The following is a 17,553-nucleotide window of genomic DNA, read 5'->3' on the forward strand; positions in this document are numbered from 1 at the left end:
CGGGCCTCATGGTTCGAGACGCATCGCTGCGCGATGCTCCTCACCATGAGGATCGATGTGTTAAGCGGCTTTCTTCTTGCCGGCCGCAGCGCCTTCGATGACGCCCATGATGTCGGATTCCTTCATGATGAGGAGATCCTGACCGTCGATCTTGACCTCGGTGCCCGACCACTTGCCGAACAGCACGACGTCGCCGACCTTGACGTCGATCGGGGTGAGCTTGCCGCTTTCGTCGCGGCCGCCGGGACCGACGGCGATGATTTCGCCCTGGCTCGGCTTTTCCTGCGCACTGTCGGGGATGATGATGCCGCCGGCAGTCTTCTGCTCAGCGTCGATGCGCTTGACGACGACACGGTCGTGAAGCGGGCGGAACTTCATGGCAAACCTCCTAAGATTTCTGACTTTTCTGACGTTCCCGGCGCCGGCAAATCTCCCCTCCGGCACCTGACGCCGAGATGGGACGAGATTTTTTGCCCGCAAGGGGACTTCGCCGATTTTTTAGCACTCATCTTGGCGGAGTGCCAACAATCTCTGCAACTGGCTGAAATTAAATAGTTAACGGCCGCGGTCGGATTTCAGCCCGGGCCGGGACGGGGCTGTTAGCAGGTCCGGCGATCTGCTGCTAACGCTTTGATTTTAAACAGTTTGTTCATCCATTGGGCTTGCAATGAGAGACGCCGGGACTGGAAACTAATCGTCCGTTTGCAATGGAGGACGGAATGGGTTCGACGGTTTCAAGTGACTTTGTCAGGCAGGTCGAAGGCTACGGGCTCACCACGGCGCACATCCTGTACCGCCGCCCCGATCATCACTGGCTCCTGCAATCCTATGTCTGGCAGGCCTACGACCTGTTTCCGAAGTTTCCCGAGCTGCAGCGGTTTCTCGATTTCTGGCAGGCCAAGCTGGAAGGCCCGTTGCACTCCGTCCAGGTCGCGCATTGCAAGCTGATCAAGCCGGCCGAGATGCGCACGGTGAACGGCGAGTTCGTGCTGCATTGAGGCCGTCAATCCGGATCTCCCTGTAGGGTGGGCTGAGCAACGCGAAGCCCCCCTGCTGTGTCTTCAAATCTGTATGAGCGGTGGGCTCGGCGCTGCGCGCCTTGGCGCACCCTACGAGGCTTCCGCTGCGCTGCAGACGCGCGGCATCGCCCGCATTGTTTGGTCGGCCCCGGGCAGGCCGTCGTCCCAGTCTGCATTCCCATCAGCGCCCCTTGAACGAGGGCGCGCGGAACGCCGGGGCCCGAACAGCCCCGCAGCCTCGCGTGATGTGTGAGTTAGATTCACGCGAGCATCGTGGCTTGCTCCGCTCGACCCCCGGTGGACGGACCATTGCTATCCACCGCTACGGGACTTTCCTGCGCGGGCGGGGTGGCTTCCCAAGCCGCTCGCTCCCGGCGCGCCTTGCCGCGCGCCACTGGGGCGGAACTGCGCGTGCCAAGGGAGCAGAAGCCTTCGGCGGCGGGGCGATCGACACCAGGTCGCGCCCAAACCAGAGGCGAGGGACCGCCGGGCGGGGAATGTGCGCCGCATCTCCGACGCCCCCGTCCGGCCACCGCTCCCCGCCCCAGCATCTGGAGACGCTGATCAGACACCCCTCGTAACGAGGGCGGGATGCAGGGGAATATAGACCTAGGCTTAAATGCAGTCAAGCGGCTTTTTGATTAAATTCCGCCCTCATGGTGAGGAGGGCCGAAGGCCCGTCTCGAACCATGGGCGGCCTCGTGGTTCGAGACGCGTTGCTTCGCAACGCTCCTCACATGAGGCCGGTTCGGTGCTGCGGCATCTGGATTCCGGGTTCGCCCCTTCGTGGCCCCGGAATGACGGGGGGCGGGTACGCGGGTTGATAGGAGGGGCTCCGCCCCGCATCGCCTTTCATCAGCAAACGTCATCGGTGCCATTCGTAAAAGTGCGCCGGCGATGTGCTAGGCAAGCTTGTCACGAGGTCGACAGGTCGCCATGTGATGTCTTCCGACCGCACTCGAACCCGCCCGGCACCATGTCCCTCCATCATCAACTCTCGCGCTACGGGCTGCTGCTTGGCAATTTCGCCACCGGCCTGTCGGTGCTGGCGCCCGCCGGCATGCTGGCGATCCTCGCCGACGGCCTCAATGTGGGCATCCGCGACGCCGGATTGCTGGTGACGTTCGGCGCCATCATTCTGTGTTTCGGCTCGCCGGTGATGGCGTGGCTGACGACGCGCGTGGACCGGCGCACGCTGCTGGTTGCGACACTCGCCGTCATGGCGGTGGGGCAGGGGGCGATGGCGCTGGCGCCGAGTTACGACGTCGTGCTGGTGCTGCGGCTGGCGATGCTGGCGGTCGCGGCGGTGTTTACGCCGCAGGCTGCGAGCACCGTCGGCCTGATGGTGTCCGACCGCGCCCGGCCGGCCGCCATCACATTCATCTTTCTCGGCTGGTCGCTGGCGGTGGCTGCCGGCCTGCCGCTGGTCACGCTGATCGCGGCCTATGCCGGATGGCGCGGTGGCTTTGCGTTCTCGGCCTTCGCCTCTTTTGTGCCGTGCGTTCTGCTGGCGATCGGCCTGCCGCGCAAGCTGGTCGGGCCGCCGCTGTCGCTCGGCAGCTTTACGGCGCTGCTGCGCAACGCCCAGATCATGATGCTGCTGGCCATCACGATCCTGTTCATCAGCGGCCAGTTTCTGGTTTTCGTCTATCTCGGGCCGGTGCTCAATCAACTGACCGGCGCCAGCCACGAAACCATTGGCCTGATGTTCGCGCTGTATGGCGTGATGGGCTTTCTCGGCAATGTTGTCGCCACCCGAATCGTCGGCGGGCTCGGCGGCTGGAAGACGTCGCTGATCTTCCTGAGCTGCAATCTCATCGGTCTGTTGCTGTGGAGCGCCGGCGCCGGTGCCGGTGGATTGGCTCTGATGGCCGCGGGCATGTTCTTTCTCGGCTTCGGCTTTGCCCCCAGCAACTCGATCCAGCAGGCGCGGCTGGTGCAGACGGCGCCCGATCTGGCGAGCGCCTCGGTCGCGCTTAATACCAGCAGTGTTTATATCGGCCAGGCCATCGGCTCCGGCCTCGGCGGCGTCATGTACAGCGCCGGCCTGCTGCCTGAACTCGGCCTGGTGGGTATCGTGTTCGTCGGCACGGCGCTGGCGATCTGGGCCTTTACGCGCGAGCGCAAGGCGCACGTTTCCGCCGTATCGTGATCTCCCGAGGCGATCAGGATACCATTCGCCTTATCGAATTACCGGGATGGCGCCCCGTGCGGTAAGCAACATCTAAATCAAATGCCGAATACATCGCACATCGTTTCACTGTGCTTTAAAGGCTTTGCGGTCATATGGCGGTTCGGGGAAACGCCATTATGCCTTGCGAAGCCTTGCCGAAAAATGAGTCGCTGAGCGCGCTTGCCGACGATCTTGCCGCGCTGGCCGGTGAGAAGTCATCGACAAAGCGTGTCGAGCTGTTGCGCCGGATTGCCGAGGCTTATGCCGCGCACGCCGAGCCGGGCATGACGGCAGAGCAATATCTGTTTAACGAAGTCGTCTCCAAGCTCATCGACAAGATCGCCGGGCCGGACCGCGCCGCCGCGTCGTCGACACTCGCCGCCATGCCCAGCCTGCCGGACGGGCTGGTGCGCAGGCTCGCGACCGACGCCGATGTTGACGTCGCGCGGCCCATCCTCAGCGATTATGCCGCAATGCCCGAGCGGGTCCTCATCGACGTCGCAAAGACCGGTTCGCAAGATCATCTGCGGGTTATCGCCGGGCGGACCCAGGTGACGCCCCCGGTCTCCGACGTTGTGGTCGAGCGCGGCGATATCACCGTTGTCGGCATTCTCGCCGGTAATGCCGGCGCCCAGTTCTCGGATCGCGGTATGCGCCGGCTGATCGACAAGGCCAAGGGCGACGGCGACCTGCAGGCGCGGCTCGTCGAACGCAAGGATCTGTCGCTCGCGGCCATCGGGCGGTTGTTGCCGATCATCACCGATGATCTGGCCAAGCGCCTGCGTGACAAGATTGAGGGCGCCGAAGTGACTCTGGTGCAGCATTTGGCCGACTGGATTACAGACCGGCAGAAGAGTGTGGAGCGCACCGAGGCCTTGATCGTGGGCATCCGCAAGGGCGATCTCAAGGTCAGCGATATTGTCGGCGAACTCGTCTCGCATCGTCGGCTGTATGACGCCGCGACGGTGCTCGCCTCCGCGCTGGGGCTCGATGCGGACTACACGTTCAACGTTCTGAGTGGTCCCAGTCCGCAGTCGGCGCTGTTGCTGATGCGCGCGGCGGGCCTGAGCTGGCCGGTCGCCGACGCTTTCCTCAAACTGCGCGCGGCGAAGGCCGGCCTGTACGACTACCAGACGCCGCCCACGCGCGATGAATATCTGGCGCTCGACGCTGCTGCGGCGCAGCGGGTTCTGCGCTTCATGAAAGTGCAGCAGACGGCAGGCGGTCATGCTGCTTGACACCGTCGTGCGCGCATCCGCCGACCAGGACCATTCATCGCTCGAAACCCGATCGTCCCCCGCGCGCTTCGGCCTCGGCAGGGTCGGCGCATGGGCGGGTCCTATCCTGGGGCTATCAGCCATCGTTCTGATCTGGTTCTCGTCGTACTATTTCATCGCCTATGAAGAGCGAGAGGCACGTCAGTCCGCTTTCAGAAATGCAACGAACCTCGCGAGTGCCTTCGAGGAGCAGCTGATTCGGACGATCCGCTCGATCGACCAGACGTTGCTCTATGTTCGCGAAAAGTACGTCGGGAGCTCCGGCGATTTCGACATATCGCTCTGGACGCAGAACAATCCCGTTATAACAGGACTCTACTTTCAGGTTTCGGTTGTCGACAAGGATGGCCGGCTGCTGACCAGCAACATCTCGGGACCTTCGCCGGGCATCGATCTGCACGACCGCGAGCATTTCCGCATACACGCCAGCCGCAACGTGGATGAGCTTTTCATCAGCAAACCGGTGTTCGGCCGCGTCAGCAAGAAGATGTCGATCCAGTTCACGCGGCGCATCAGTCTGGCGGATGGCAGCTTTGGCGGCGTCGTCGTCATGTCCATGAGCACCGATTACCTCGCCGACTTTTATCGGTCGATCGATCTGGGCGAGGGCGGTGTGGTGGCTCTGGTTGGCACCGACGGCATTGTGCGCGCCCGTACGCAACAGGCAGACGATACCGTTGGGCAATCTCTCCTGCAAAGCGGACTGTTCGCTGCGTTCATGCGCGCCGAATACGGCATCTACGAGGGAGCCAGCAAGTTCGACGGGGTCGACCGGCTGATCGCCTATCGCAAGATCCGCGATTATCCTCTGGTCGTGCTCGTCGGGCTGAGCCATGCCACGGTGTTTGCCGAGGTCCGGGAAATCACCGCCGATCTTGGCATTGCGGCGCTACTCATTTCGTTGGGGCTGGCCGCGATGACGGTGCTGTTGTGGCGCTATCAGCAGGCGCTGATGCGGGCCCGCGACGCCGCGGAGGCGGGTACGCGCGCCCGCATGGAATTCCTGGCGATGATGAGCCACGAAATCCGAACGCCGATGAACGGTGTTGTCGGCATGTCGGAAGTTCTCATGGACGCCGGCCTGACAAGTCAGCAGCAGGGTTTCGTGAGAACCTTGCGGGATTCGGCGACGCACCTCCTGCACCTAATCAACGATGTGCTCGACTTCTCGAAGCTGGAGGCCGGCCGGGTCGAGGTCGAACGGTTGGGGTTCGACCTTCACGATCTTGTCACCTGCAGCGTCGGTATTCTGGGCCCGGCCGCCGCCGAGAAGAACTTGCGGCTTGAGATCGACATCGCGCCCAACGTGCCGCGCCGAATTGTCGGTGACCCGGCGCGGCTGCGGCAGGTGTTGTTCAATCTCATTGGCAACGGCGTGAAATTTACCGAGAAAGGTGGCGTGACGGTCTCGGTCGGCGTTGCTCCCGCACCGGCGCAGCCGGACCTTGTGCGGCTCGCGTTTGCCGTGCGCGACACCGGCATCGGCATTTCCAAGGCCGGCATTCCGCGTCTGTTCAAAGAGTTCACGCAACTCGACCCCTCGATCGCACGGCGTTTCGGGGGCACGGGACTTGGTCTGGCGATATGCCGGCGACTGGTCGCGCTGATGGGTGGCACGCTCGGCGTCGATAGCGAGGAGGGCAAGGGATCGACCTTCCATTTCGCCATCGATTGCCGGATCGACACAGTCGTTCCAGGCGCGTCAATCGACGGCGAGCTGCCACGTCCCCATGCCGGCGACCGGCGCGATACGCGTATCCTTCTGGTCGAGGACAATGAAGCCAATCGGCAGGTATTCATCGCGCTCATCGGACGGCTGGGCTACTCCGCCGATGTGGCCGCCACAGGCGCCGAGGCGCTGGCGATCTGCTCGCAGCGGCTATACGACATCATCTTCATGGATGTGATGATGCCCGGCATGGACGGGCTGGCGGCAACGCGAGCGATCCGCAAGCTGCCGCCGCCATTCTGCTCGGCGCGCATCGTCGCCCTGACGGCAAACGTCCTTGCGACCGACCGCAAGGCCTGTCTGGCCGCCGGCATGGACGACTTCATGGCGAAGCCGGTGACGCGCGCCGACCTTGCGGCCAGGCTCGACTGGGTCGCTGGCGACCGCCGACTCCGGGACACGGAATTCGAGGCACCCGAACCTGTCGCCGTCGATGAGCCGGTGGTGTTCGACAAGGGGATCTTCAACGACCTGCGCGATGCCATCGGCGTCGATGGAATAACTGCGGTGCTGCAGGTCTTTTTGGCGGAGACGCCCGGCCGGCTTTCGGCGCTGCGCCGCGGCGCCCGGCAGGGCGTCGGCGACGCCGTCAGGATTGAGGCTCACACGATCAAGAGCACGGCGGCGTCGATCGGCTTCATGCGGCTGTCGAACGTCGCCGCGGCGTTGGAGCGTGACGCCGCCAGCCTGTCCCGCTCCGCGCTCCGGATGAAGGTCGAAGGCATCGCCGCAGCTTTCGAGACCGCTGCCGTCCTTGCGCGAGCCCGACTTGGCGGAATTTTGCAGCAAGCCAACGCTGAACCCAATCAGACGACAGGAATGGACCATGCCCGACAAGCCGTCTGACGACACACTGACGAACAATGCGCCGTCCCCGGCCGAGTTTAATCTGCTGGTCATTGACGATGACAGCGTTCAGCGCACGATCATCTCGCGGATCGGCGGGCAAGCCGGCTTTAATGTCGAATCCGCCGCCACGTTCGATGCCGCGAACGGTCTCCTGACATCGCTGAGGTTCGATGGCGTCACCCTCGATCTCGGGCTGGGCGACCGCAGCGGCGCGCTGCTGTTGCCGGTGATCGCGCGCGTTGGCTATCGCCTGCCTGTGCTGGTGATCAGCGGTGCAACCCAGCAGCTTCTCGACGCCACGTCGGTGATGTCGCGCGCGCTTGAGATCGACGCCGAGATACTGGCCAAGCCGCTCAACCTGCCGCGGCTGCGTGAATGCCTGGCGCGCTTCAAGCTGCAGGCGGCGACGGCGCGCGCCCGCCAGTGGGCGTAACGCCTGGCCGAGACATGACGCCGCCGATCGCAGCCGTCACGCAGGTGCTCGGCGTGGCGGAGATGATTGTGTGTGAGCACCGCCGCCCGCCGGCAGACCTTAACCCCAGCCGTGCAGGGGAGCAGGACGGCGCTCAACCCCGCCCGACGAACGGCATGGTGTTGGCCATCACCGTCATGAACAGCACATTGGCATCGAGCGGCAAGCTCGCCATGTAGACCACCGCGTTGCCGACATTGTCGGCGTTCATGCGCGGCTCGACCATCGTTGTGCCATTGGCCTGCGGCACGCCTTCGCCCTCCACCATGCGCGCGGTCATCGGCGTGATGGCGTTGCCGATATCCACCTGGCCGCAGCAGATGTTGTACTTGCGGGTGTCGAGCGAGGTCGATTTGGTCAGGCCCGTCACCGCATGCTTGGTGGCGGTGTAGGCGACCGAGTAGGGCCGCGGCGCATGCGCCGAGATCGAGCCGTTGTTGATGATGCGGCCGCCGCGCGGGTTCTGATCCTTCATGATCTTGATGGCTTCCTGGGTACACAGGAACATGCCGGTCAAGTTCGTGTTGACGACGTTCTGCCAGGTCTCGAACGGCAGGTCCTCGAGCGGCACCGGCGGGGCGCCGATGCCGGCATTGTTGAACAGCACGTCGAGGCGGCCGAAGCTGGCCTTGGTCTTGGCGAACAGATCGAGGATCGACTGGCGCTGCGACACATCGGTGGGCACGGCGAGAGCCTGCTGGCCGATGGTGTTGATCTCGGTCGCCACCGCGTCGAGCGGCTCCTTGCGCCGGCCGGCGAGCACCAGATTGTAGCCGGCCTTGGCCAGCGCGATGGCCACGGCACGGCCGACACCGGTTCCGGCGCCGGTCACCAGCGCAATCTTCGCCGTCATAGGCAATCCTCCCTGGAGGGTGTGTTTTCTTGTGAGGTCTGCCTAGCACAATCGATATCGATGCCACAGGGGGCGAGGTGCGCGGGGGGCGTCCGTCGCGGCGGTGGGCAATGGACAGCGGCCGCGTCAGCCCGCGAGCGAGGTGGGCTGATCGCCCGAGACCTTGAAGGCTTCCGGCGCTTCGAGGCGCGCGGCGATCTTGTCCGGCGCCATGGCGCGGCCGAAGCGATAGCCCTGCATCGAGTGGACGCCGGCGGCGCGGAGGAAAAGGTGCTGGTCGGCGGTTTCGACGCCTTCCGCGGTCACCTTCATGCCGAGGCCGCGGCCCAGCGACACCACCGCGTGAACGATGGCGGCGGCATCGGCGGCCTTCTCGATCGACAGCACGAAACTGCGGTCGATCTTGAGTTTGTCGAAGGGGAAGCGGCGCAGATAAAGCAGCGAGGAATAGCCGGTGCCGAAATCGTCGAGCGCCAGCCGCACCCCGAGCGCCTTGAGCCGCAACATACTGGTTTCGGCGGTGTCGAAATTACCGATCAGCACGCTCTCGGTAATCTCGAGCTCGAGGCGGGCCGGATCGAAACCGGTTTCGGCGAGGGTGCGCTCGACCAGATCGGCGAAATCGGCGCGGCGGAACTGCAGCGGCGAGACGTTGACGGCGACGGTGAGGCTCGGCCAGGCAAGCCCGTCCAGCATCGCCTTGCGCAGCACCCAGGCGCCGAGTTCGACGATAAGGCCGGAATTCTCGGCGAGCGGGATGAATTCGGCCGGCGAGATTTCGCCGCGGGTGGGATGGGTCCAGCGGCAAAGCGCTTCGACGCCCAGCATGACATCGCCGCTCTTGTCGACGATCGGCTGATAGAGCAGGCGCAGCTGGCCGTGCTTGATCGCCTCGCGCAGGTCGCCCTCGAGCAGCTTGCGCTTCGACAGGTCGGCGTCCATGGCATTGTCGTAGATGCAGGCGCGGTTGCGGCCTTCGTTCTTGGCGCGGTACAGCGCCATGTCGGCATAGCGCATGATGTCGGGGCCGCCGGCGCAATTGCGGTCGATGATGGCGATGCCGATGGAGGCGCCGATCACGATATTCTGCCCGCCGACACTGTAAGGCGCGCAGATGGCGCTGATGATGCGCTGGCCGAGCGCCATCAGCAGGGCGCTGTCGCCGCCGATCGAGGAGATCACCGCGAATTCATCGCCGCCGAGCCGCGCCACCATGTCGCCGCCGCGCAAGGTGTGCGACAGGCGCAGCGTCACATTGCGGATCAGTTCGTCGCCGACCGGATGGCCGAGCGTGTCGTTGACGTCTTTGAAGTGATCGAGATCGATATAGAACAGCGCCGCCGGCATGCCGGTGGCGGCGACTTCCTCGATCACGGCTTCGAGGCGCTCGCTGAAAAAGATACGGTTCGGCAGACCGCACAGCGGATCGTGCAAGGCCAGATGGCGCAGCCGGTTCTCACCTGCGGCGATGGCGACCGCGGTGCGGCGCATGTAGCGCAGCACGAAGGCGCCGAGCAGGGCGAAGCCGGCCAGCGCCACCGCGATGAACGGCACGACGTTACGGACGATCTCGGCGCCGGGCTGCTTCGGCGTCCAAGCAAGTTCAACGATGAGCGAGCCGTCGGGCGCGCCGATCTGATACAAATAATCGCCGGCCGGCACCGTACCCCGCGCGACGATGCGGAGATGACTGAGGCCGAGCTGCGCGCCGATACTGTTGAGAACTTCGGCGTTGAGGAATTTCACCGACATCAGGATCGGCGCTTCGGTGTCGTAAGCGGCGGCGAGCCGATCATCGCCGATAGCGACCGCGGCGACCGCAGCCGGCCGGCCCATGACCAGCCGGAGTTCGGCGACATGCGCACGAGCGCCGGCGTCGGTGGCCGGCTGGTCGGAAAGGGACAGCGCGTTCGATTTGCGCTCGTTGCGGCCGCGCATGGTATCGAGAATCTCGATGATCGCGGGCGGACGCAGATCGATCGGCGGACCGTCGACGCTAAAGCGGCCGAGTCGTGAATAGATCGGCTGATCGGTCTTGTCGAAGATCAGGACCAGATCGTGGTGGAAGTAGTTGCCGAGCCAGGAACCGGCGCGCTCTTCGACCCAGGCCGGATTGAACGTCTGCCGGACGTGATCGAAGGCGGCCTGCGAGGAGGCGACGCTGTCGGTTTCGCGCAGGACGCCGCGGCCGAAGTTCTGCAGCGCCGTCGACAGGAGATGACGCTCTTGTGCCAGCGCGACTTCGTCCGCGCGCTGCGCTGAAGACAGCACGGCGACGACGATGCAGACGATGGCCACCGCGACGATGACGCCGACCGGCACCACGACGCTCAACCGCGCGCGATCCCAATTGGTGTATTGCGGGTCGTCGGTGGTTCTCGGGTGAGCCGGCGACAGCAAGGAGCTTCCCCTAAAGCGTCCTATCGATTGGACAATTGGGCCGGACGGTAAGGGTTAAAACTTGCCAATCGCTTTCATTCGGACGTTTTGGGGACAGCGGGGCGCCGAACCAGGGCAATTCGGCCAGCGCCGTTAACCAGAGGTAAAAAAGTGCCGCCGCTGCCAGCCGCAGTTGCAGTGCGAAATGGGGCGCGGCCTCGAAAGGCCTACCGCCCGTTACCGTAGGGCGGGCGCGGGATGGCGATATGGGCGGCGCGCAGCGCGCTCGACCACTGCTCGCGCAGATCCTGGAAATAGGGTTCGCCCGGCTCGATGCGGTAATTGACCTCGGCGGTAAGTTCGTCGCGCCGCGCCACCATCAGGTCGATCGGCAGGCCGACGCCGAGATTGGAGCGCATGGTCGAGTCCATCGAGATGAGCCCGATCTTGAGCGCATCATAGACGTCGGTGTCGAACGAGATGGCGCGGTCGAGCACCGGCTTGCCATATTTGTGCTCGCCGATCTGCAGATAGGGCGTGTCGGTCGTGCATTCGATGAAATTGCCGGCCGAGTAGATCATGAACAGGCGCAGCTTGCCGCCTTTGACCTGACCGCCGAACAGGAAAGCGACATCGTGATCGATGGCCGCTTCGGCCAGCGCCTTGCCATCGATGCCCTGCACGAGGCGGACGGCTTTGCCGATACGCTGCGCCGCCTGGAACATGGTCGGCGCGTTCATCAGCGTTTCCAGCTCGCCGGTCTCCGGATTTTCAATGCCTTCGGTCAGCATCGAGCGCACAGTCTGCGACAGCGACAGATTGCCGGAGGAGGCGATCGCCATGATGCGTTCGCCCGGCTCGCTGTAGACATGCAGTTTCCGGAACGTCGAGACGTTGTCGAGGCCGGCATTGGTGCGCGTGTCGGCGATCATGACGAGGCCGTCGCGCACGAGAATTCCGCAGCAATAGGTCATGGGTCTCGATCTTTTGTCAGGAGAGGGGATGCCGCCGGCGAGCGGGATCGTGAGGCTGTCCGTCGGTGCGTTTCATGTCGTCAATCCCGCCGCCACGCAAGGCCGTTATTGCTGCGATTGCGACTGCCAGCTGCTTTGCGGTTGCCAGGGCGCCGGGGACACCCGGACGGTGACCGTCATGGTCTCCTTGCCGCCGCCGATGCGCGAGCCGCGCACAGGCGCGGCGCCGAGATAATCGAGGCCGACGGCGACGCGAACATGCGCTTCGGTTGGCGACAGGCCATGGGTTGGGTCGAAGCCGACCCAGCCGAGCTTGTCGATATAGGCTTCAGCCCAGGCATGACCGGCGTCTTGCGGCGCGGCCTCGTCGGTACGGCAATAGTGACCGCCAATGTAGCGCGCCGGGATGCCGAGATGGCGGGCGGCGGCGATGAAGATGTGCGTGCCGTCCTGGCAGACGCCGCGCTTGAGCTTGAAGGCTTCCGCGGCCGTGGTGCCGGCATGGGTCGGCTCGGTGTCGAAGCTGAAGGTGTCATTGAGGCCGGCCATCAGCGCATGCAGCAGCGTCAAGGTGTCGCCGCCGGCCTCGGCGCGCGTCTCTTCGGCAAAGGCGATGATGGCGGCGTCGGCCTCGGTGAGCTGCGTGTCGCGCAGATAAAGCGCCGGCGGAAAGCGCTCCACCGTGCCACGGATGACGCCGCTGGTGTCCTGGGTATCGATTTCGCCCTCGACCATGACGGTGAGTTCGTCGAATGGACCGTCGGCGGTGAAGACGTGGCTGATATTGCCGAAGGCGCCTTCGCGCTGGTGCAACTGGCAATCGCGCGACAGGTCGATGCGCCAGTTCACGACATACTGACCGTCGTGATTGCGCGGCGTGAGGCGGAGCACCTGCGTGACGCTCTTGGGGGGCGCGTCATAGTGGTAGCTGGTGGTGTGGGCGATCCGGATCCGCATGAGGCCTGGCTTGGCGCGCTGGTGTTGGAAGACTTACCCTAGCACGGCGGCCCGGGCTGCAAGACCTTGCCTCATTGCAGGAACTGCTCGGTGATAGCGACGCCCAAGCGGTTGTTTTCAGTAATGAATTCGCCGATGAATTCGTGCAACCCGCGCTGGAAGATACCGTCCATCTTGCTGTTTTGAAGGCGGGTCCGGATGCCGCGGGCCTGACGTTGCGCCGGGCCCTGCCGGCCGTAGGTCGCGCCGACGGCATCGAGATTGCGCACGATCGCCTCATAGCAGGACGCCAGCGAGCGCGGCATTTCCTCCTTGAGGATGAGGAGGTCCGCGACCAGCCACGGCTTGAGACTCTCGCGATAGACCCAGTGATAGGCCGTGAGCGCCGACACCGAGCGCAGGATCGCCGCCCACTGGAAGTAATCGAGCGGGCCGCCGACGCGTTCGTTGTCCGGCAGCAGCAAATGGTACTTCACGTCGAGAATGCGCGCGGTGTTGTCGGCGCGCTCCATGTAGACGCCGAGCCGCGAGAACCAGTAGGCGTCGTTGCGCAGCATTGTGCGGTAGGCCGAGCCGTCGTAGCGCAGCGAGGATTCCTGAACCCAGCGCAGGAAACGTGATGTCTCTTCGCGCGACGACGGGCTGTTGCCGAAGCGCTTGAGCTCGAGCCAGGTGCCATTGATGGCATCCCACATTTCGCCGGTCAGCGCGGTGCGCACCGCGCGCGCATTGCCGCGCGCCATTTCGAAGCAGTTGCGGATCGATGACGGGTTGGCGGTGGAGAAAGCGAGGTAGTCGGTGACGTTCTCTTCGGTCGCGGTTTCGTAGGTCTTGAAGAAAGAGCCGGCGCATCCGGCCGTGAGGACGGCGGATTCCCACTCATTGCCGGTGCCGACATAAGCCAGCGGCAAAGCGGAGAGGCGCTGCGTGGCGTCGAGAATGCGCGCGAGGTACTCGGCGCGTTCCACATAGCGCGAGAGCCAGAACAGGTTATCGGCGGTGCGTGAGAGCATTTACAAAGTCCCGTGGCCGGCCTCGTGGTTCGAGACGCACGCCTCCGGCGTGCTCCTCACCATGAGGCCGGAAATTGTCTTCTCATCCTGAGGAGCGCCTGAAAGGTGCGTCTCGAAGGATGAAGACCCGTGTCGCTGCGTCATTCTCTCAGCCATCCAGCACCCATGTATCTTTCGTGCCGCCGCCCTGGCTCGAATTGACCACCAGCGAACCTTCTTTCAATGCGACGCGGGTGAGGCCGCCCGGCACGATACGCACGCCCTTGCGGCCGGTGAGCACGAAAGGCCGCAGATCGACGTGACGCGGCGCCACGCCCGCCTCGACACAGGTCGGTGACGTCGAGAGCGCGAGCGTCGGCTGGGCGATGAAATTGGCCGGCGCGTTTTTGAGCTTGGCGCGGAATTGCTCGATGGCCACCTTGCTGGCCGAAGGTCCGATCAACATGCCGTAACCGCCGGAGCCGTGGACTTCCTTCACCACCAGTTCGGACAGATGATCAAGCACGTAAGCAAGATGTTCCGGCTCGCGGCAGCGCCAGGTCGGCACGTTTTTCAGGAGCGGCTCTTCGCCGAGATAGAACTTCACGATATCCGGCATGAAGGAATAGATCGCCTTGTCGTCGGCGATGCCGGTGCCGACCGCGTTGGCCAGCGTCACATTGCCGGCGGCATAGGCCGACATCAGCCCGGGCACGCCGAGAATGCTGTCGGGGCGGAAGACCAGCGGATCGATGAAGTCGTCATCGACGCGGCGATAGATGACATCGACGCGCTGCGGGCCTTGCGTCGTGCGCATGTAGACGACCTCGTCCTTGACGAAGAGATCGCGGCCCTCGACCAGCTCAACGCCGAGCTTGTCGGCGAGGAACGAGTGCTCGTAATAGGCGGAGTTGTAGACGCCGGGCGTCAGCAGAACGACGTTCGGCTCCTTCGATGTCGACAGCGGCGCCACCGACTTGAGCGAGGCGAGTAGTTCGTCCGGATAGTTCTCGACCGGCGCGATGCGGTGGCGCGAGAACAGTTCGGGAAACAGCCGCATCATGATCTCGCGGTTCTCCAGCATGTAGGAGACGCCGGAGGGCGTGCGGGCATTGTCCTCGAGCACGTAGAAAGTGTCGGCATCGACGCGGATGATGTCGATGCCGGCAATGTGGACGTAGATGTCGTGCGGCACGCTCTGGCCGTTCATCTCCGGGCGGAAGGCCGGGTTGCGGAAGATCATGTCTTCCGGCACGACCCCGGCGCGCAGGATCTCGCGGCCGCCGTAAACATCCTTGATGAACAGGTTGAGCGCGTTGACGCGCTGGGTGAGGCCCTTTTCCAGTTGCCGCCATTCGCTGCCCGACATGATGCGGGGGATGACGTCGAAGGGAATGAGCCGTTCGGTGGCGTCGGCTTCGCCATAGACCGCAAAGGTGATGCCGATGCGGCGGAAGATCAGTTCGGCTTCGCGGCGGCGATAGTCGAGGACGTCCGGCGGGACTTCCTTGAGCCAGCGGTCGAGCTCGCCATAGGCCGGGCGAACCGCGGTGCCGTCGTGGCCCCTCATTTCATCGAAGGCCAAACCCATTCTTCCCCCAGCTTCTACTCATCGGCCTCATCGTGCCCCTTTTAAGAGCAAACTTCGCGCCAACCGCCAAAACCACGCCAGCAACTGTGCGGCAGGCTCCAGGCTGCCTAACGCTTGAGCATTATGATCAGTGCACGGGCGCCGATCGATTTTTTTAAGGTCGCACGCGGCGATGGCGGGCGCCATTGGGTTGTCCGAGCACCAGGAAATTTTCGGACGCCGTTACCATTATACGACCTATGAATGTGGAATGAGCCGAGGCTCGCCCTTTATGGCGTGGTGACGTGGGAGGGATCGATGGCCCTGAAGAGTATCGGACGAATGGCGATCGGGGTGGTTCTCGGGGCCGCGACCCTGAGCACGGCCCATGCGCAGGCCGAAACCAAGTTCGCGGCCGGGCTGTCCTGGGTGAACGAAGACGGCTCGGTGCTGACCGTCACGAGCCTGGCGCCCAGCGGGCAACTGAGCGGCACCGTTACGACGCAATCCGGCTGCGGCGCCAAGAAGGCCCAACCCATGACCGGCTGGTACTATGCCGGCGGGACGGGCGGCGCGCTCACTTTCACGGTCAACTGGGAGGGCTGCAATTCGGCGACGGCGTGGACGGCGCAATACAGCAACGCCACCGGCGCCTTCCGGGCGCTCTGGCACCTGGCGATGGCCTCCGGCCCGGTGTGGAACGGGATCGTTGCCGGCGCGAACACCTTCATCCTGCAGCCGGTGAAGCGCCCCTGAGGGCGCAAGGCGTCCTCCACAGCGGCGGTGAACAAGCCGGGCGGCCGCTTCCGGCGGTCGGCGGTTCGTGCTTTAACCGCAGACATTGCGCCATCGGCTGATCGGTGTGCGCCCCGCAGGGAGCCTCCATGACCGCCGAGATCGTCACCGCGGCCGTGCTGGTGATCGGCGACGAGATTCTCTCTGGCCGCACCAAAGACAAGAATATCGGCTACATCGCCGACTATATGACCGCGCTGGGCATCGACCTCAAGGAAGTGCGGGTCGTGTCCGACGACGAGTCCGCCATTGTCTCGGCGCTCAATGCGCTGCGCGGCGCTTACGATTACGTCTTCACCACCGGCGGCATCGGCCCAACCCACGACGACATTACCGCCGACTGCATCGCCAAGGCCTTCGGCGTCGAACTCGAGTTCCACCCCGAGGCGATTGCGATCATGAAAGAGCGCATCGCCAAGATCGGCGGCGAACTCAATGAAGCGCGCATGCGCATGACGCGCATCCCCAAGGGCGGGACGCTGGTGCACAACAAGGTGTCCGGCGCGCCGGGCTTCTGGATCGGCAACGTCATCACCATGGCCGGCATTCCGGCGGTGATGCAGGCGATGCTCGACGAGGTGGCGCCGAAACTGAAGACCGGCGTCAAGATGCTGTCGGAAAGCATTCGCGCGGACGCGCGCGAAGGCGATGTCGGCACCGAACTCGGCCTGATCGCCAAGGCCCATCCCGACGCGATTATCGGCAGCTACCCGTTCATGGACGAGAAAGGCGGGCCGAACACGAATATCGTGGTGCGCTCGCGCGATCCGCAGCGTCTCGGGGAAGTGAAGGCCGCGGTCGAAGCGATGCTGACGAGAGTGCGCGCGCAGCTCGCCGCCGGTTGAGCGGCGGAACGGTTCTAATACGAAGCGAAACATCGACTCGCAGAAGACGGTCGAGGCAAACGATCCCAGAGCGAAACGATCCAAAGAGAACACGATGAGCGACGCCCCGCGACCCGACAAAGTCTTTCCCGTCTCCTGGGACCAGTTTCACCGCGACACCCGCGCCCTGACCTGGCGGTTGCACGAGGCCGGGCCGTTCGAGGCCATCGTCTGCATCACGCGCGGCGGCCTGGTGCCGGCGGCGATCGTGGCGCGCGAGCTCAATGTGCGCATCATCGAGACGGTGTGCATCGCCAGCTATCACGACTACAAGAACCAGGGCGACATCAAGGTGATGAAGGGCGTCGGCCCGGAAATCACTTCGATGCGCGGGCAGGGCAAGGGCGTACTGATCGTCGACGACCTCGTCGACACCGGCAAGACCGCGCGTGTGGTGCGCGAGATATTGCCGGCGGCGCATTTCGCCACCGTCTATGCCAAACCGATGGGCCGGCCGCTGGTCGACACCTTCATCACCGAAGTGTCGCAGGACACCTGGATTTACTTTCCGTGGGACACCGGACTGTCCTATGTGCCGCCGATCCGCGCCGGCGGCGATTGACGTTTTTGAGGCGAAAGGCGGGGCGGCTGGGCAAATCGCCAGGTGCCGTGCCATAGTTGCGCCAACAG

Annotated in this window: 15 protein-coding genes; 8 read left to right on the top strand and 7 right to left on the bottom strand. The window is 64.2% G+C overall.

The features are described 5' to 3' along the window. Positions 1 to 60 precede the first annotated feature (60 nt). Positions 61 to 378, bottom strand: coding sequence for a co-chaperone GroES (locus DXH78_RS12425; protein ID WP_115517332.1), 318 nt, complete (start codon positions 376 to 378; stop codon positions 61 to 63). Positions 379 to 719: 341 nt separating this feature from the next. Here DXH78_RS12425 and DXH78_RS12430 point away from each other — a divergent pair, with 341 nt between their 5' ends. The 5 genes from DXH78_RS12430 to DXH78_RS12450 all read left to right on the top strand — a co-directional run bounded on the left by DXH78_RS12430 (position 720) and on the right by DXH78_RS12450 (position 7,480). Further along, positions 720 to 998, top strand: coding sequence for an usg protein (locus DXH78_RS12430; protein WP_430727486.1), 279 nt, complete (start codon positions 720 to 722; stop codon positions 996 to 998). A gap of 997 nt (positions 999 to 1,995) precedes the next feature. Then, a complete protein-coding gene (locus DXH78_RS12435) occupies positions 1,996 to 3,171 on the top strand; it encodes an MFS transporter (protein WP_115517334.1) in 1,176 nt (391 codons plus the stop codon). Positions 3,172 to 3,329: 158 nt separating this feature from the next. Further along, a complete protein-coding gene (locus DXH78_RS12440) occupies positions 3,330 to 4,430 on the top strand; it encodes a DUF2336 domain-containing protein (RefSeq protein WP_168192792.1) in 1,101 nt (366 codons plus the stop codon). Continuing rightward, the gene (locus DXH78_RS12445) at positions 4,420 to 7,044 is read left to right on the top strand and encodes an ATP-binding protein (protein ID WP_115517336.1); all 2,625 of its coding nucleotides are present in this window, start codon (positions 4,420 to 4,422) and stop codon (positions 7,042 to 7,044) included. Before DXH78_RS12440 ends, DXH78_RS12445 begins: the two co-directional genes overlap by 11 nt. Further along, positions 7,025 to 7,480 carry a response regulator gene (locus DXH78_RS12450; RefSeq protein WP_115517337.1) on the top strand — a complete coding sequence of 152 codons (456 nt, stop codon included), beginning with the start codon at positions 7,025 to 7,027 and terminating at the stop codon, positions 7,478 to 7,480. Before DXH78_RS12445 ends, DXH78_RS12450 begins: the two co-directional genes overlap by 20 nt. A gap of 133 nt (positions 7,481 to 7,613) precedes the next feature. On the opposite strand, the gene DXH78_RS12455 is transcribed toward DXH78_RS12450, so the two are convergent. The 6 genes from DXH78_RS12455 to DXH78_RS12480 all read right to left on the bottom strand — a co-directional run bounded on the left by DXH78_RS12455 (position 7,614) and on the right by DXH78_RS12480 (position 15,265). Beyond that, positions 7,614 to 8,372, bottom strand: coding sequence for an SDR family oxidoreductase (locus tag DXH78_RS12455; protein WP_115517338.1), 759 nt, complete (start codon positions 8,370 to 8,372; stop codon positions 7,614 to 7,616). A gap of 126 nt (positions 8,373 to 8,498) precedes the next feature. After that, positions 8,499 to 10,772, bottom strand: coding sequence for a putative bifunctional diguanylate cyclase/phosphodiesterase (locus tag DXH78_RS12460; protein ID WP_147292631.1), 2,274 nt, complete (start codon positions 10,770 to 10,772; stop codon positions 8,499 to 8,501). A gap of 206 nt (positions 10,773 to 10,978) precedes the next feature. After that, positions 10,979 to 11,725 (bottom strand): proteasome-type protease, encoded by a 747-nt coding sequence (locus DXH78_RS12465; RefSeq protein WP_115517340.1) that lies wholly within the window; start codon positions 11,723 to 11,725, stop codon positions 10,979 to 10,981. Between the two features lie 105 nt (positions 11,726 to 11,830). Continuing rightward, a complete protein-coding gene (locus DXH78_RS12470; RefSeq protein ID WP_115517341.1) occupies positions 11,831 to 12,682 on the bottom strand; it encodes a transglutaminase family protein in 852 nt (283 codons plus the stop codon). Positions 12,683 to 12,753: 71 nt separating this feature from the next. Further along, positions 12,754 to 13,695 (bottom strand): alpha-E domain-containing protein, encoded by a 942-nt coding sequence (locus DXH78_RS12475; protein ID WP_115517342.1) that lies wholly within the window; start codon positions 13,693 to 13,695, stop codon positions 12,754 to 12,756. Between the two features lie 148 nt (positions 13,696 to 13,843). Then, positions 13,844 to 15,265: a circularly permuted type 2 ATP-grasp protein gene (locus DXH78_RS12480; protein WP_115517343.1), complete on the bottom strand. Its 1,422-nt coding sequence runs from the start codon at positions 15,263 to 15,265 to the stop codon at positions 13,844 to 13,846. 297 nt (positions 15,266 to 15,562) lie between these two features. On the opposite strand from DXH78_RS12480, the gene DXH78_RS12485 reads away from it, so the two are divergent. From DXH78_RS12485 to gpt, 3 genes are all read left to right on the top strand, one after another. Next, positions 15,563 to 16,000, top strand: a complete 438-nt coding sequence (locus tag DXH78_RS12485; protein WP_168192793.1) for an avidin/streptavidin family protein — start codon at positions 15,563 to 15,565, stop codon at positions 15,998 to 16,000. 128 nt (positions 16,001 to 16,128) lie between these two features. Further along, positions 16,129 to 16,884 carry a competence/damage-inducible protein A gene (locus DXH78_RS12490; RefSeq protein WP_115517345.1) on the top strand — a complete coding sequence of 252 codons (756 nt, stop codon included), beginning with the start codon at positions 16,129 to 16,131 and terminating at the stop codon, positions 16,882 to 16,884. 94 nt (positions 16,885 to 16,978) lie between these two features. Further along, positions 16,979 to 17,485, top strand: coding sequence for a xanthine phosphoribosyltransferase (gpt, locus tag DXH78_RS12495; protein WP_115517346.1), 507 nt, complete (start codon positions 16,979 to 16,981; stop codon positions 17,483 to 17,485). Positions 17,486 to 17,553 lie beyond the last annotated feature (68 nt).

It is taken from the genome of Undibacter mobilis (assembly GCF_003367195.1).
Lineage (GTDB): Bacteria > Pseudomonadota > Alphaproteobacteria > Rhizobiales > Xanthobacteraceae > Pseudolabrys > Pseudolabrys mobilis.